This window comes from Caenimonas terrae, assembly GCF_042655405.1.
Taxonomy (GTDB): Bacteria; Pseudomonadota; Gammaproteobacteria; order Burkholderiales; family Burkholderiaceae_C; genus Ramlibacter; species Ramlibacter terrae_A.
The window spans coordinates 949,901-963,330 of sequence record NZ_JBHSMF010000009.1; the positions used below are offsets into that span (position 1 = coordinate 949,901).

A 13,430-nucleotide genomic window follows, 5' to 3' on the forward strand; every position below is an offset into this window, starting at 1 on the left:
GACCCCCATGCTGCACCAGGTGATCGATCGGCGCCTGTCGGGAAAGAACAAATCGATCGGCAACCGCGAGCGCTTCCTGCGGCGCTACCGGGAGCAGATCAAGGACGCCGTGCGCAAGGCCGTCGGCGACCGCAGCATCCGCGACATCGAGGCTGGCACGGACATCACGCTGCCCAGGCGCGACGTGTCGGAGCCGACCTTCAACCACGGCCCGGGCGGCACCCGCGAGATGGTGCACCCCGGCAACCAGGAATACGTCAAGGGCGACCGCATCGCCAAGCCGCAGGGCGGCGGCGGCAGCGGCTCCGGCCAGGGCGCCTCGGCCGACGGCAGCGGGGAAGACGACTTCGTCTTTCGCATCAGCCGCGACGAGTTCATGAACTACTTCTTCGACGACCTGGCGCTGCCGCGGCTGATCCGCACGCAGCTGCTGGCCGACGCGCCCGAGTGGAAATCGCGCCGGGCCGGCTTCGTCTCGGAGGGCAATCCCACTAGCCTGCACGTGGTGCGCTCGATGCGGGTCGCGCTGGGACGGCGCATCGCGATGGGCGGGGACGCGCGGCTGGAGCTGCGCAAGCTCGAAGAACACCTCAGGCAGCTGGAAGCGCGCGACGCGCCGGGCACCGAGATCGCCGCGGCCCAGGCCGAGATCCAGGCGCTGCGGGACAGGCTCAAGCGGGTGCCCTTCCTGGACCCCTTCGACCTGCGCTACCGCAACCGGATCCGCGAGCCGGTGCCCACCAGCAAGGCGGCGATGTTCTGCCTGATGGACGTCTCCGGCTCGATGGACGAAGCACGCAAAGACCTGGCCAAGCGCTTCTTCATCCTGCTGTACCTGTTCCTCACGCGCCATTACCAGCAGACCGACGTGATCTTCATCCGCCACCACACCCAGGCGGCGGAAGTGACGGAGGACGAATTCTTCCACGCCACCGAGAGCGGCGGCACGGTGGTGTCCAGTGCGCTGACGCTGATGTACGAGGTGATCAGGGCCCGCTACAACTCCAGCGAGTGGAACATCTACGGCGCCCAGGCCTCGGACGGCGACAACTGGCAGCAGGACTCGTCCAAGTGCCGCGAACTGCTGGAGAACAAGCTGCTGCCGATGTGCCGCTATTTCGCCTACGTGCAGGTGGCCGACGAAGACCAGAACCTGTGGGAAGAGTACACGCGGGTGCGGGACGCCAATCCGCACTTCGCGATGCAGAAGATCGTCACGCCGGCGCAGATCTTCCCGGTGTTCCGCGACCTGTTCAAGAAGACGCCGAACCCCGCATGATGCTTTTCCGACCCGAAGGGGGGCCTTTATGAGCGAGCAAGCCGTCATCCGCCACGAGCGCCTGCCCAGTCCGTCGGACTGGACCTTCGAGCTGATCGAAACCTACTTCGACGCCATCAAGAAGACGGCGCAGGGCTTCGGCCTTGACACCTATCCGGTGCAGCTGGAGCTGATCTCCGCCGAGCAGATGCTCGATGCCTATGCTTCGGTCGGCATGCCGGTCAACTACCGGCACTGGTCCTTCGGCAAGCAGTTCATCTCCAGCGAGAAGAACTACCGGCGCGGCCACATGGGCCTGGCCTACGAGATCGTGATCAATTCCGATCCCTGCATCGCCTACCTGATGGAAGAGAACACCATGCCGATGCAGGCGCTGGTGATGGCCCATGCCTGCTTCGGCCACAACTCCTTCTTCAAGGGCAACTACTTGTTCCGGATGTGGACGGATGCCAGCTCGATCATCGACTACCTGGTGTATGCCAAGTCGTACATCGCCGAATGCGAGGAGAGGCACGGCCTGGACGCGGTGGAAGAGGTGCTGGACGCCTGCCACGCGCTGATGCATTACGGCGTGGACCGCTATCGGCGACCGCAGAAGATCTCGCTGGTGGAGGAGGAACTGCGCCGCAAGGACCGCGAGGCCTATCTCCAGCAGCAGATCAACGACATGTGGCGCACCCTGCCCAAGTCGCCCGGCAAGCAGTCCAAGAAGGAGCAGCGCCGCTTTCCCGAGGAGCCGCAGGAGAACATCCTGTATTTCGTGGAGAAGAACGCGCCGCTGCTGGAGCCGTGGCAGCGCGAGATCGTGCGGATCGTGCGCAAGATCGCGCAGTACTTCTATCCGCAGCGCCAGACCCAGGTGATGAACGAGGGCTGGGCGACCTTCTGGCATTACACGCTGCTCAACAAGATGTACGAGCAGGGCCAGCTGGCCGACGGCTTCATGATGGAGTTCCTCAGCTCGCACACCAACGTGGTGTTCCAACCGCCGGTCACGCACCCGGGCTACAGCGGCATCAACCCGTATGCGCTGGGCTTCGCGATGTTCACCGACCTGCGCCGCATCTGCGAGCACCCCACCGACGAGGACCGTGAATGGTTCCCCGACATCGCCGGCTCGGACTGGCTCAAGACGCTGGATTACGCGATGCGCCACTTCAAGGACGAGAGCTTCATCGGGCAATACCTGTCGCCGCGGCTGATGCGCGAGTTCCGGCTGTTCTCGATCGTCGACGACGCTTCATCGCGCGAGCTGGAAGTGGCCGCGATCCACGACGACGCCGGCTACCGCCGGGTGCGCGAATCGCTGGCGCGCCAGCACGACCTGAGTGCGCGCGAACCGAACATCCAGGTGTGGAACGTCAACCTGCGCGGCGACCGCTCGCTGACGCTGCGCCACACCCGCCACAACGACCGGCCGCTGGACAACAGCGCCGAGGAAGTGGTGCGGCACGTGGCGCGGCTGTGGGGCTTTCGCGTGCGGCTGGAAAGCGTGGACGCGCAGGATCGCGTGCTGCAGCACTGGGAAGTGACGCCGACGGCCCACGCCTAGGCTGTCGCCGCGCTAGCCTGTCATGCCGGACTCGATCCGGCATCCGCCAACGCCCTGCTTCAATTCAGCAGTTGCGCTTGCGCCATCTGCTGCTGCGCCGCCGGCTGGGCCTCCACGCCGGCATGGGCCAGCAGCGCGGCGGCCACTTCGAGGTCGGCTTCCTGGGCCTTGCGGCGGGCCGCTTCCAGCAGCGCCAGGTTGTTGCGGCCCACGGCCAGGTAGGTGAAGCCGGCCGCCGTGACCTGGTGCGGGTCGTACAGGTTGCGGCCGTCGATGATCAGCGGATTCATCAGCGCGGTCTTGAGTGCCGCCAGGTGCGGGCTGCGGTAGTTCTTCCACTCCGTGACCACGATCAGCGCGTCGGCGCCCTGCACCGCCTCCATCGGCTTGTCGACGTAGCGGATGTTCTGCAGCAGTTCCGGGCGGTCGGCGAAATCCTCCGCCAGCGCCAGCCGGGTCTGTTCCACCGCGACCGGGTCGTGGGCGGCGACGCCGGCGCCGGCGCGCAGCAGGGCGCCGATCAGCGTGCGGCTGGGCGCCTCGCGCATGTCGTCGGTGTTGGGCTTGAAGGCCAGGCCCCAGACGGCGAAGCTCAGTCCGCGCAGGTCCGGGCCGAACTGCTCGAACACCTTGTCGGCCAGCACGTTCTTCTGGCGCTGGTTGACTTCGTCCACCGCCGCCAGGATCTTCATCTCGTGGCCGTACTCGGCCGCGGTCTGCGCCAGCGCCCGCACGTCCTTGGGAAAGCAGCTGCCGCCGTAGCCGGTGCCGGCGTACAGGAAGCTGTAGCCGATGCGCGGATCGGAGCCGATGCCCTGGCGCACCAGCTCGATGTCGGCGCCGACCCTGTCGGCCAGGTTGGCCAGCTCGTTCATGAAACTGATCCGGGTGGCCAGCATCGCGTTGGCCGCGTACTTGGTGAATTCGGCGCTGCGCACGTCCATCACGCGGGTGCGCTCGTGGTTGCGGTTGAATGGCGCGTACAGCTCGCGCATGATCGCCAGCGCGTGCCGGCCCTGCGCGTCGTCGTCCACGCCCAGCACGATCCGGTCGGGGCGCATGAAATCGTCGACCGCCGCGCCTTCCTTGAGGAACTCCGGGTTGCTGATCACCGAATACTGCAGGTGGGCCATCCCGCGTTCGGCCAGTTGCTCCAGGATCGCCTGCCGCACCTTGTCGGCGGTGCCGACCGGAACGGTGGACTTGTCGACGATGACCTTGAAGTCGCGCATGTGGCGGCCGATCGCGCGGCCGGCCGCCAGCACGTACTGCAGGTCGGCGCTGCCGTCCTCGCCGCTGGGCGTGCCCACCGCGATGTACTGCACGTTGGCGAAGGCGACGCTGGCCTCGACGTCGCTGGAAAAGCGCAGCCGTCCTTCCTCCACGTTGCGCTCGATGATCTCCTTGAGCCCCGGCTCGTAGATCGGCATGCCGCCGGCGTTGAGCAGGTCCACCTTGCGCTGGTCCAGGTCCAGGCAGAACACGTTGTTGCCCAGTTCCGCCAGGCAGGCGCCGGTGACGAGGCCGACGTAGCCGGTGCCGATGATCGTGATGTTCATGTGAACGGCCTCCCAGCCGACGTCCGTGAATGGTTGAAGAAAATCGCTGGCCACAGTCTGGATTCGCGCTGCGCCGCCGGTCCCGCCGACGCGGCGCATTCGCCGGTAGGCACGCTCCTACATCCGGTTGCGGGATTTACGGCCTCTGCAGTGGGCGCGTTTTGGCGACCATGAGCCCACGGATTGCTGCGCACTGTTCGCGCGGGCCGCACCCCTGGAGTAATGCCGTGATCACGAGGGAGCCCAACTCGAAACGCAAGTCGCTGCGCGTGGCGATCCCGCTGTACGTGGAGATCGGGGGCGCCACCTACGGCGTGAGCAACTGGTCGACCACCGGCATCGGCGTGGTGGGCCTGCAGGAGGAGCCGGAGCCGGGCAGCGTGGTGCCGGCCCGCATCAGCTTCCCGATGCTGGAATCGACCCTGACGATCGCGGTCGAACTGAAGTTCCGGGCCCGCCACGACGAGGTGTACGGCTTCGACTTCCACGAGCTGAGCGCGCGCAACAAGCGCGTGCTGCGCCACTACATCGAGCTGTCGGTGGACGGCAAGCTGGGCGACGTCGAGGACATCGTCGCCGTGGCCTCCTCGCCGGTGACGGTCTCGCCGATCGAGCTGCCGCTGAACCTGGCCCAGCCGGCGCCCCACGGCACGCTGCAGGGCTTTCGCAAGCGCAACTACGCGGCCGTCGTGCTCGGCTTCGCCGTGATTGCCGCGGTGGCCTCGCTGCTGTTCTACAACTTCGCCTACAAGATCGAGGGCACCGGCTTCGTCAACGGCAGCATCGAGCGCGTCACCGCCAACTACGACGGCCGGCTGGCCAAGGTGCTGGCCACGCCGCAGAGCTTCGTCGAGGCCAACGCGCCGCTGTTCACGGTGGAGAACCCGGCCATCAACGCCCTGAAGACCGAGGTGGACCTGATGGAGCAGCAGCTCGCGGTGCTCACCCGCGAACAGAACCGCGTGCAGCAGGCGCGCCTGGGCGCCGAGGCCGGCCTGCTGTCCTCGCTGAAGCAGGACAGCGGCCTGCGCGAGCAGGAGCTGTCCAACGCCCGCAAGCTGTTCGAGAACGGCGTGATCTCGCAGGTCGACCTGATGAAGGTGGCCGCCGATGTCAGCGACCAGCGCAACAACTACCTGCGCCAGGTGGCCGAGGGTGCCAGCCGCACCGCCACCTTCGAGTCCGGCGACCAGCTGGCACGCATGCGGATCGAGCTGGCGGCCAAGAAGATGCTGCTGGCGCGCCAGGCCACCGACCAGACGGTGCGGGCGCCGCGCAAGGGCAAGGTGTTCGCGGTCGACAAGGTGGCGGGCGAATACGTCTCGGCGCGCGATCCGGTGGTGCTGCTCGAATCCGACATCACGCCCAGCGTGCTGCTGCGCCTGCCCAACGACGATGCGCTCAAGCTGCGCCTGGGCATGCCGGCGACGGTCTACGTGCCGTTCGAGGACCGGCGCTATCCGGCCACCATCAGCGCCATCGGCCTGGCCGCGGTCAATGCCGCCAGCCTGCCGACCATGGAAGGCGGCCTGAACGAAACGCTGATCAAGCTGGAGTTCGACGACAAGAAGGTCCGGCTGCCGGCCAACGCCCGGGTCACCGTGTGGGTGCGGACGCTGGGCAATTTCGGCGGCTGGATATGAAGCAGCGGGCGCTGCGCAACGCCGCCTGGCGTTCGCTGGTGCTGCCGCTGCTGTGCTACGGCGCGATCGCCGTGCCGCTGTTCCTGTGGTCCCGGGCCCAGGTGCACCCGCTGGAGCACGGCACGCTGCTGGCCATCGGTGTGTTCGGCGCCTGGCGCTACGGCTGGCAATGGATGCATTTCGTGCGGGCCTGGCTGTATGCGCGCTTCCACTTTCCGGCGCTGCGCCGGCAGGCGGACGCGGTGGCCGCGGCCGGGCGCTTCCCGCGCCGGGTGTTCGTCGTGGTGGCCAGCTACCTGGAAGAGCCGTGGGTCAGCGTGGAGAGCTTCCAGTCGCTGATGGCCAACCTGGCGGAGCTGCCGTGCGAAGCCACGGTGGTGGTCGCGGTCGGCAGCGACGCCGACGAAGCCGTCATCAACGGCGTCTACCTCGCCCATCCGGGCCGGCTGCACGTGGAACTGGTGTTCCAGCGCCAGAGCCAGGGCAAGCGGATCGCGCTGGGCCACGCGCTGCGGGCGGTGGCGCGCCGCTACCACGACGAGACCGACAGCGTCACCGTGTTCATGGACGGCGACTCGTGGCTGGAGCCGGGCGCGCTGCGCCGCACGCTGCCGTTCTTCACCGCCTTCGGCGACCTGGGCGCGCTCACCACCAACGAGGTGGCCTGGGTCCACGCCCGCTCGGCCTGGTACAAGGACTGGTTCGCGCTCAAGTTCGCCGAGCGCAACGTGCAGTTCCAGTCGCACAGCCTGTCGCACAAGGTGATGACGCTCACCGGCCGCTTCTCGATGCTGCGCACCGCGATCGTGGTCACCGAGGAGTTCATCGGCAGCGCGATCGAGAACGACATGATCCAGCACTGGATGCACGGCAAGTTCCGCTTCCTGATGGGCGACGACAAGAGCTCGTGGTTCCACGTGCTGCGCCAGGGCTGGAAGATGCTCTACATCCCGGACGTGACCTGCTGCTCGCTGGAGAGCCGCGACATCGGCTTCTTCAAGGCCACCTTCTCGCTGCCGTACCGCTGGTTCGGCAACACGCTGCGCAACAACCCGCGGGCGCTGGCGCTGGGGCCGGGCTGCACCGGCTGGTTCATCTGGTTCTGCATCCTGGACCAGCGGCTGTCGATGTGGACCTCGCTGGTGGGCATCTCCGGCGCGCTGGCGCTGGCCGCGGTCAAGACCATCTTCTACCTGCCGATGTACATCGCCTGGGCGGTGCTGGTGCGGCTGGTGCAGCTGGTGATGATCACCTACCACGGCCACCGGGTCAGCATGCGCTCGATCCCGACGATGCTCTACACGCAGTGGGTCGGCGCGATCATCAAGATCCATGCGTCCTTCCACCTGAACGACCAGAACTGGAGCAAGGGCAAGACCCGCCAGGACGGCGGCGGGCGCCGCAACTGGCTGGCGCGGCTGGTGCCGGGCAGCCTGATGGCGGCGTCCTTCGCCGCCTTCGGCTTCACCGTGCTGGTGGCGCACAGCGCGCTGCGGATGCCGGACGCCGGCATGTTCTCCAAGTCGTCCGGCCCGCACGTGATCGATGCGGGGGCGTACGGCGTGACGCCGGGCGACGGCCAGGACGACGCGGCGGCGCTGCAGACCATCATCGACCGCGCCGGCGGCGCCCCGGTGGTGATCCGGCTGCCGGCCGGCCAGCTCGATTTCTTCAAGCCGGTGACGATCCACGAGGGCGGCATCACGCTGGCCGGCGCCGGCGTCGATGCCACCCGCATCGTCTCGCATCTGACCGGGCGCGGCAGCGCGGTGATCGGCGTCGAAGGCAAGCTGGGGCCGGAACTGGGCGTGCTGGCCGAAGCTGCCGGCCCGGAGACGACGGCGCTGCGGCTGGACCGGGTGGTGCAGCTGCGGCCCGGCGAGCTGGTGCTGGTCAAGCAGCCGAACGACGAGGCCTTCTTTGACGCCATCGGCAGCCAGCACTGGCGCCGCACCTATCCGTTCCTGCGCCAGGCGCTGCTGAAGGTGCAGTCGGCCGACGGCAACCTGCTGCGGGTGGAGCAGCCGGCCGGCCTGACCTGGGCGGCCGGCCTGGCCAAGGCCTATCGCGTGACAGCGGTGGCGGACGTGCACCTGACGGGCTTCACCATCGAACAGCGCGCCGGCGACCACGCCATCGCCGAAGTGGCGCACCGCTACGAGAACCTGTTTCCCGATGTCTCGGTGGACGGCATCGCGCTGGAGTGGACCCAGGGCGTCACCATCGACAAGGTGGCGGTGCTCTCCGCCGGGCGCCATCCGGTGTCGATCGAGAACAGCTACGGCTTCGCGCTGCGCGACTGCCGGCTGGACGGCGCCTGGAACAAGGGCGACGAGGGCAGCGGCTACCTGCGGATCGCGCGCAGCTACCGCGGACTGGTGAGCGGCTGCGAGGTGCGCAACATCCGCCACATCGCGCTGCAGTGGAGTTCGGCCTTCAACCGGCTGGAGAACATCGCCAGCGGGGTGGACGTCAACTTCCACGGCGGGTACTCGCACCACAACGTCGCCACCGCAATGAAGTCCGAGGTGCCGCCGCAGCACAAGTGGGGCCAGGTGTTCCGCACGCCGGGCAACGCCGGCTGGGCGCCGCCCGACGGGCCGGGCAACGAGTTCACTGCCCTAGGGAATACAGCTCCTCAGGCCGCTCGGGCTTCACCGCAGCGCTGATCTCGGTCAGCACTTCCAGCACGTCCAGCCGCGCCGACAGGATCTCGCGCTGCTTCTCGTGCAGCAGCAGCGTCAGCTCCTCCACCTCGCGGTCGGGGTCGCCGGCAATGTTGCGTACCGGGAAATCCAGCCGGTAGCAGGCCAGGTCGGCCTTGGTGCGCAGCAGCTTGTTTTCGGCCTGCAGCAGGCGCATGTCGTTCTGCTTCAGGCGCAGCCGGTCGGCCAGCATGGTGAGCCGCTGCTGCAGGCCGGCGCGGATCGATTCCTGCTGTTCGAGGTAGCCGGTACGCGCCGCCTGCTCGGCGTCGCGCACGCCGCCGTCGCTGCCCAGCGGCACGCGCACGCGGGCGCCGACGATGTTCTGCGGGCCGCGCTCGAACTCCTTGGAGCGCTCCATGTACAGGCGCAGCGACAGGTTGTCCTTGAGCGTGGGCAGGTAGTCGCCGCGGCTGGCCAGCAGGCCCTGCAGCTGGTAATCCGGCGAGCGGGCGACCGCGCGGTCCACCAGCTCCGGGTTGGGCCGCAGCACCACCGACTCGATGCGGTTGATCAGCTCCTGCGCCTGCGGATACACCAGCACGTCGCTGGTGCCGGCGTAATACGCCCGCCGCAACGCGGCGCGCTCGGCCTTGAACTCGATCTCGGCGACGTCGGCGCGGGTGGCGCGGCCGGCCGCCAGTTCGGCCCGGCGGCGTTCCAGCACCGGCCGGATCGCGGCCGCCTCGCGCTCGTACAGCAGGGCCAGCAGGCGGTTGCGCATCTGGTCCACCGCCAGCAGGTTCTCCTGCAGCTGGCGCTGCTCCACGTCCCGCAGTTGCTGCAGGTATTGCGTCTTGCCCTCGATGCGGGCCCGGTCCAGGCGCTTGCGGGCCTCGTCGCGGCCCTGGTTGTACAGCTCCCATTCCAGCCCGAAGGAATAACGCGTCTGGCCGTCCTGCGCCACGTCGCTGGTGGTCGCCACATACAGGCCGTCGAAGGGCGCCAGCCCGTCGAGCCGGGAAAAATACTCGTCGCGCCGGCCTTGCATGCGCGCCGCCAGTTCGGTGTTGGCGCCGGCGGGGCCGGCATCCGGCTTCATCGGCGGCACCTGCTGGCTGGTGAGCACGGCGCCGGTCATGCTGGTGCACAGGCTGTTGGCCAGCCTCAGCCGGACCGGCTGGTTCTGCGACTGGGACGCCGACGGCGAAGGCGGCGGCTGCGAGCGCACGGGGAGGGCTGCTGCCAGCGCCGCGACCGCCAGGGCCGTGCAACACAGGGAGGAGGCCGGCAGGCGGTTGTTCTTATTGCGCATGGGCGCCCAAATTCTATGCGGCGCCCCGGAAAAAAGGGGCTGATCGGGGCGTGATTTGTCTTGGCGCAGGCGCCGCACGATGGCTGCAGGATGCGCGCCGACGGTGTCGAAGGTGCGGTCGTCGCCCTGCGCGGTGCAGTAATCGCGCACCGCGGTCGTGCCGTACTGCAGGGACAGCGCCATACCGGGGGCGACGCGCCGGCCGTTGGCAACCGCCCAGGCCAGCACCTCGTGGAGGTCATGGGGTGTCCGGCTGGGTGAGGTGGTCGGCCAGCAGCTGCGCCGCGGGCGACAGCGCCATCGCGTCTCGAAAGCAGATGATGAAGCGGCGCCGGGCCCACGGCTCGTCCAGCGGGATCAGCTTCAGGTTCCAGGCCTGCGCCTGCAACTGGCCGACCTCGCGCGGCACCAGGCTGATCGCCAGGCCGGCGCGCACCACGCGCAGCGCCGCCTCGAAGCTGCTGACGATCACGCGGTAGTTGACGGTGCGGCCGATGCGCGCGGCGGCGCGCTGCAGCATCACCTGCACCGCGCTGTTGATCGGCAGGCTGACGTGGTCGTAGTCCAGGGTCTGCTCGAAGCGCAGGGCCTTGCGGCGCGCCAGCGGATGGCCGGCCGGCACCACCATGCACAGGTGGTCGCTGCGGTAGCGCCGCTGCTGCAGGCTGCCGATGTCGGCCGCGTCCCAGCAGATCCCCAGCGAGGCGGTGCCGTCGCGCACGCCGCGCACCACCTCCGGGCTGATCCGCTCTTCCATGTCGACCTGGATCTTGGCGTGGGCCGGCGCCTTCAGGAAGGCGGCGACGTCGTCGGCCAGCGACTCCGCCATCGCCGACGCGGAGGCCAGGATCCGCACCTGGCCGCGCAGCCCGCAGGAGAAGGCCTGCATGTCGCGCTCGATGCGGCCGGCGCCCGCCAGCATGCCGCGCGCGTGCTCCAGCAGGCTCTGGCCGGCCGGCGTCGGCGCGACGCCGTGGCGCTTGCGCAGCAGCAGCGGCGTGCCGACGGTGGCCTCCAGCTGCGCCAGCCGCTTGCTGATCGCCGAGCCGACGATGGCGCACTGCTCGCCGGCGCGCGCGATGTTGCCGGCGTCGCAGACGGCCACGAACAGGCGCAGGGTGGTGAGGTCGAGGTCGCGCATTGGCGTCTAGATATTCCGATCGGGAACCACTGGGCTTCCGAAATAACCGAGCCGTGGCGGTTTGGAAATTCTAAACTGCGGGCCTGCGATTCCAACGACCGGAGACAACTTGAGTGCACCGACCAGCGCCTTCCCGAAGCGCGTGACCATCCGCGAGGTCGGCCTGCGCGACGGGCTGCAAAGCATCGCCCAGGTGATGCCCACCGAACGCAAGCTCGAATGGCTGCGCGGCGCCTACGAGGCCGGCCAGCGCGAGATCGAGGTCAGCTCCTTCGTCCCGCCGCGTCTTCTTCCGCAGCTGGCCGACGCCGGCGAGGTGCTGGCGTACGCGCTGACGCTGCCCGGCCTGCTGGCTTCCGTGCTGGTGCCCAACCTCAAGGGCGCCGAGCGCGCCATCGACGCCGGCGCGCCGCTGATGCTGCTGCCGCTGTCCGCCAGCCATGCCCACAGCCTGGCCAACCTGCGCAAGACGCCCGACGAGGTGGTGGCCGAGATCGGCCGGATCCGCGCGGCGCGCGACGCCGCCGGCTGCTCCACGCTGATCGAGGTAGGCATCAGCACCGCCTTCGGCTGCACCATCCAGGGCCGGGTCGAACCGGCCGAGGTGCTGCGGCTGGTCAAGGCGGTGCTGGACGCCGGGGTCGACCGGGTCGGCCTGGCCGATACCGTGGGCTACGCCGATCCGCGCATGGTGCGCGAGCTGTTCGAACTGGTGCTGCCGGTGGCCGGCGACCGGCTCAATTGCGGCCATTTCCACGACACCCGCGGCCTGGGACTGGCCAACGTGTATGCGGCGCTGGAGCTGGGCATCACCCGCTTCGACGCCTGCCTGGGCGGCATCGGCGGCTGCCCGCACGCACCGGGCGCCAGCGGCAACGTCGCCACCGAGGACCTAGCCTACATGCTGGCCAGCATGGGCATCGCCACCGGCCAGGACTTCGACCGGTTGATCGCCCTGCGCGGCAAGCTGGCCGGCTGGCTGGAAGGCGAGACCCTGCGCGGCTCGCTGTGGCGCGCCGGACTTCCCAAGACCATGCTGCCGGCAGCGGCAGTGCACTAAGGTTCTCATGACCGCTATCGCAAGCACCTCGCCGCAGCCGCTCGCCGGCCTGCGGGTGATCGAATTCACCCACATGGTGATGGGCCCGACCTGCGGCATGCTGCTGGCCGACATGGGCGCCGAGGTGATCAAGGTCGAGCCGATCGACGGCGACCGCACCCGCCGCCTGCTGGGCGCCGGCGCGGGCTTCTTCCCCATGTTCAACCGCAACAAGAAGAGCATCGGCATCGACCTGCACAGCGCCGAGGGCGCCGCGGTGGCGCGCAGGCTGTGCGCCACCGCCGACGTGGTGGCGGAGAACTTCAAGCCCGGGACGATGGCGAAGTACGGTCTGGACTACGCCTGCCTGTCCGCGACCAACCCGCGGCTGATCTACGTCAGCCACAAGGGCTTCCTGCCCGGCCCCTACGACCACCGCACCGCGCTGGACGAAGTGGTGCAGATGATGGGCGGCCTGGCCTACATGACGGGGCGCCCGGGCGACCCGTTGCGCGCCGGCACCAGCGTCAACGACATCATGGGCGGCCTGTTCGGCGCCATCGGCGCGCTGGGCGCGCTGATCCAGCGCGGCATCACCGGCAAGGGCATGGAGATCCAGTCGGCGCTGTACGAGAACAACGTGTTCCTGATGGGCCAGCACATGCTGCAGTACGCGATGACCGGCAAGCCGGCCGCGCCGCTGCCGGCGCGCGACAACCCCTGGGCCGTGTACGACGTGTTCACCGTCAAGGACGGGGAGCAGATCTTCCTGGCCGCGGTCAGCGACGCCCAGTGGGAAAAGTTCTGCGACATCTTCGGCTTTGCCGACCTCAAGGGCGAGCCGGAGCTGGCCACCAACAACCTGCGCGTGGTGCAGCGGCCGCGGCTGCTGGCGGCGCTGCGCGAGCGCTTTGCCCATCGCAGTGCGGCAGACCTGGCATCGGCAATGGAGAGGGCCGGCCTGCCGTTCGCGCCGATCCGCCGGCCCGAGGACCTGTTCGACGACGAGCACCTGCTGGCCACCGGCGGGCTGGCCGACGTCACCCTGCCCGACGGCGACAAGGCGGGCCAGACGGTCAAGACCACGCTGTTCCCGATCACCATGGAAGGCCGGCGCCTGGGCGTGCGGCTGGACCCGCCGCGGCTGGGCCAGCACAGCCGCGAGCTGCTGGCCGGCGCCGGCTACGCGCCGGAACAGGTCGACGCACTGCTGGCAAAATCCGCCGTCGCCTGAGGCGTCGCATTACATCCAGGAAC

Annotated in this window: 9 protein-coding genes and 1 pseudogene; 6 read left to right on the top strand and 4 right to left on the bottom strand. The window is 68.8% G+C overall.

All coding sequences use genetic code 11. The features are described from left to right. Positions 1 to 7 precede the first annotated feature (7 nt). Both ACFPOE_RS18375 and ACFPOE_RS18380 read left to right on the top strand, forming a co-directional pair. Positions 8 to 1,279 carry a YeaH/YhbH family protein gene (locus tag ACFPOE_RS18375; protein WP_376851739.1) on the top strand — a complete coding sequence of 424 codons (1,272 nt, stop codon included), beginning with the start codon at positions 8 to 10 and terminating at the stop codon, positions 1,277 to 1,279. A 28-nt stretch (positions 1,280 to 1,307) separates the two neighbouring features. Further along, positions 1,308 to 2,831, top strand: a complete 1,524-nt coding sequence (locus tag ACFPOE_RS18380) for a SpoVR family protein (RefSeq protein WP_376851740.1) — start codon at positions 1,308 to 1,310, stop codon at positions 2,829 to 2,831. A 59-nt stretch (positions 2,832 to 2,890) separates the two neighbouring features. On the opposite strand, the gene ACFPOE_RS18385 is transcribed toward ACFPOE_RS18380, so the two are convergent. Further along, a complete protein-coding gene (locus tag ACFPOE_RS18385) occupies positions 2,891 to 4,390 on the bottom strand; it encodes a UDP-glucose dehydrogenase family protein (protein WP_376851741.1) in 1,500 nt (499 codons plus the stop codon). A 227-nt stretch (positions 4,391 to 4,617) separates the two neighbouring features. On the opposite strand from ACFPOE_RS18385, the gene ACFPOE_RS18390 reads away from it, so the two are divergent. Continuing rightward, on the top strand, positions 4,618 to 6,033 hold the full coding sequence (locus ACFPOE_RS18390) for an HlyD family efflux transporter periplasmic adaptor subunit (RefSeq protein ID WP_376851742.1): 1,416 nt from the start codon (positions 4,618 to 4,620) through the stop codon (positions 6,031 to 6,033). Next, positions 6,030 to 8,702 carry a glycosyltransferase gene (locus tag ACFPOE_RS18395; protein WP_376851743.1) on the top strand — a complete coding sequence of 891 codons (2,673 nt, stop codon included), beginning with the start codon at positions 6,030 to 6,032 and terminating at the stop codon, positions 8,700 to 8,702. The genes ACFPOE_RS18390 and ACFPOE_RS18395 overlap by 4 nt, the downstream gene beginning before the upstream one ends. On the opposite strand, the gene ACFPOE_RS18400 is transcribed toward ACFPOE_RS18395, so the two are convergent. From ACFPOE_RS18400 to ACFPOE_RS18410, 3 genes and pseudogenes are all read right to left on the bottom strand, one after another. Next, complete coding sequence (locus tag ACFPOE_RS18400; RefSeq protein WP_376851744.1) at positions 8,647 to 9,993, bottom strand: TolC family protein; 1,347 nt, start codon at positions 9,991 to 9,993, stop codon at positions 8,647 to 8,649. The genes ACFPOE_RS18395 and ACFPOE_RS18400 overlap by 56 nt on opposite strands. A gap of 62 nt (positions 9,994 to 10,055) precedes the next feature. Then, positions 10,056 to 10,227: pseudogene (locus tag ACFPOE_RS18405) on the bottom strand (aconitase family protein); the annotation flags it as partial. Positions 10,228 to 10,231: 4 nt separating this feature from the next. Beyond that, positions 10,232 to 11,134: a LysR family transcriptional regulator gene (locus ACFPOE_RS18410; RefSeq protein WP_376851745.1), complete on the bottom strand. Its 903-nt coding sequence runs from the start codon at positions 11,132 to 11,134 to the stop codon at positions 10,232 to 10,234. Between the two features lie 109 nt (positions 11,135 to 11,243). Here ACFPOE_RS18410 and ACFPOE_RS18415 point away from each other — a divergent pair, with 109 nt between their 5' ends. Together ACFPOE_RS18415 and ACFPOE_RS18420 are read left to right on the top strand one after the other, a co-directional pair. Further along, entirely contained in the window at positions 11,244 to 12,194 is a 951-nt protein-coding gene (locus ACFPOE_RS18415; protein WP_376851746.1) for a hydroxymethylglutaryl-CoA lyase, read from the top strand. A gap of 7 nt (positions 12,195 to 12,201) precedes the next feature. Beyond that, positions 12,202 to 13,407, top strand: coding sequence for a CaiB/BaiF CoA transferase family protein (locus tag ACFPOE_RS18420; protein WP_376851747.1), 1,206 nt, complete (start codon positions 12,202 to 12,204; stop codon positions 13,405 to 13,407). Positions 13,408 to 13,430: the final 23 nt, after the last annotated feature.

Excerpts from the sequence above, each read along its gene's own strand:
- ACFPOE_RS18395 (WP_376851743.1), top strand. The coding sequence starts at position 6,030 with ATGAAGCAGCGGGCGCTGCGCAACGCCGCCTGGCGTTCGCTGGTGCTG.
- ACFPOE_RS18400 (WP_376851744.1), bottom strand. The coding sequence starts at position 9,993 with ATGCGCAATAAGAACAACCGCCTGCCGGCCTCCTCCCTGTGTTGCACG.
- ACFPOE_RS18375 (WP_376851739.1), top strand. The coding sequence starts at position 8 with ATGCTGCACCAGGTGATCGATCGGCGCCTGTCGGGAAAGAACAAATCG.
- ACFPOE_RS18380 (WP_376851740.1), top strand. The coding sequence starts at position 1,308 with ATGAGCGAGCAAGCCGTCATCCGCCACGAGCGCCTGCCCAGTCCGTCG.
- ACFPOE_RS18385 (WP_376851741.1), bottom strand. The coding sequence starts at position 4,390 with ATGAACATCACGATCATCGGCACCGGCTACGTCGGCCTCGTCACCGGC.
- ACFPOE_RS18410 (WP_376851745.1), bottom strand. The coding sequence starts at position 11,134 with ATGCGCGACCTCGACCTCACCACCCTGCGCCTGTTCGTGGCCGTCTGC.
- ACFPOE_RS18420 (WP_376851747.1), top strand. The coding sequence starts at position 12,202 with ATGACCGCTATCGCAAGCACCTCGCCGCAGCCGCTCGCCGGCCTGCGG.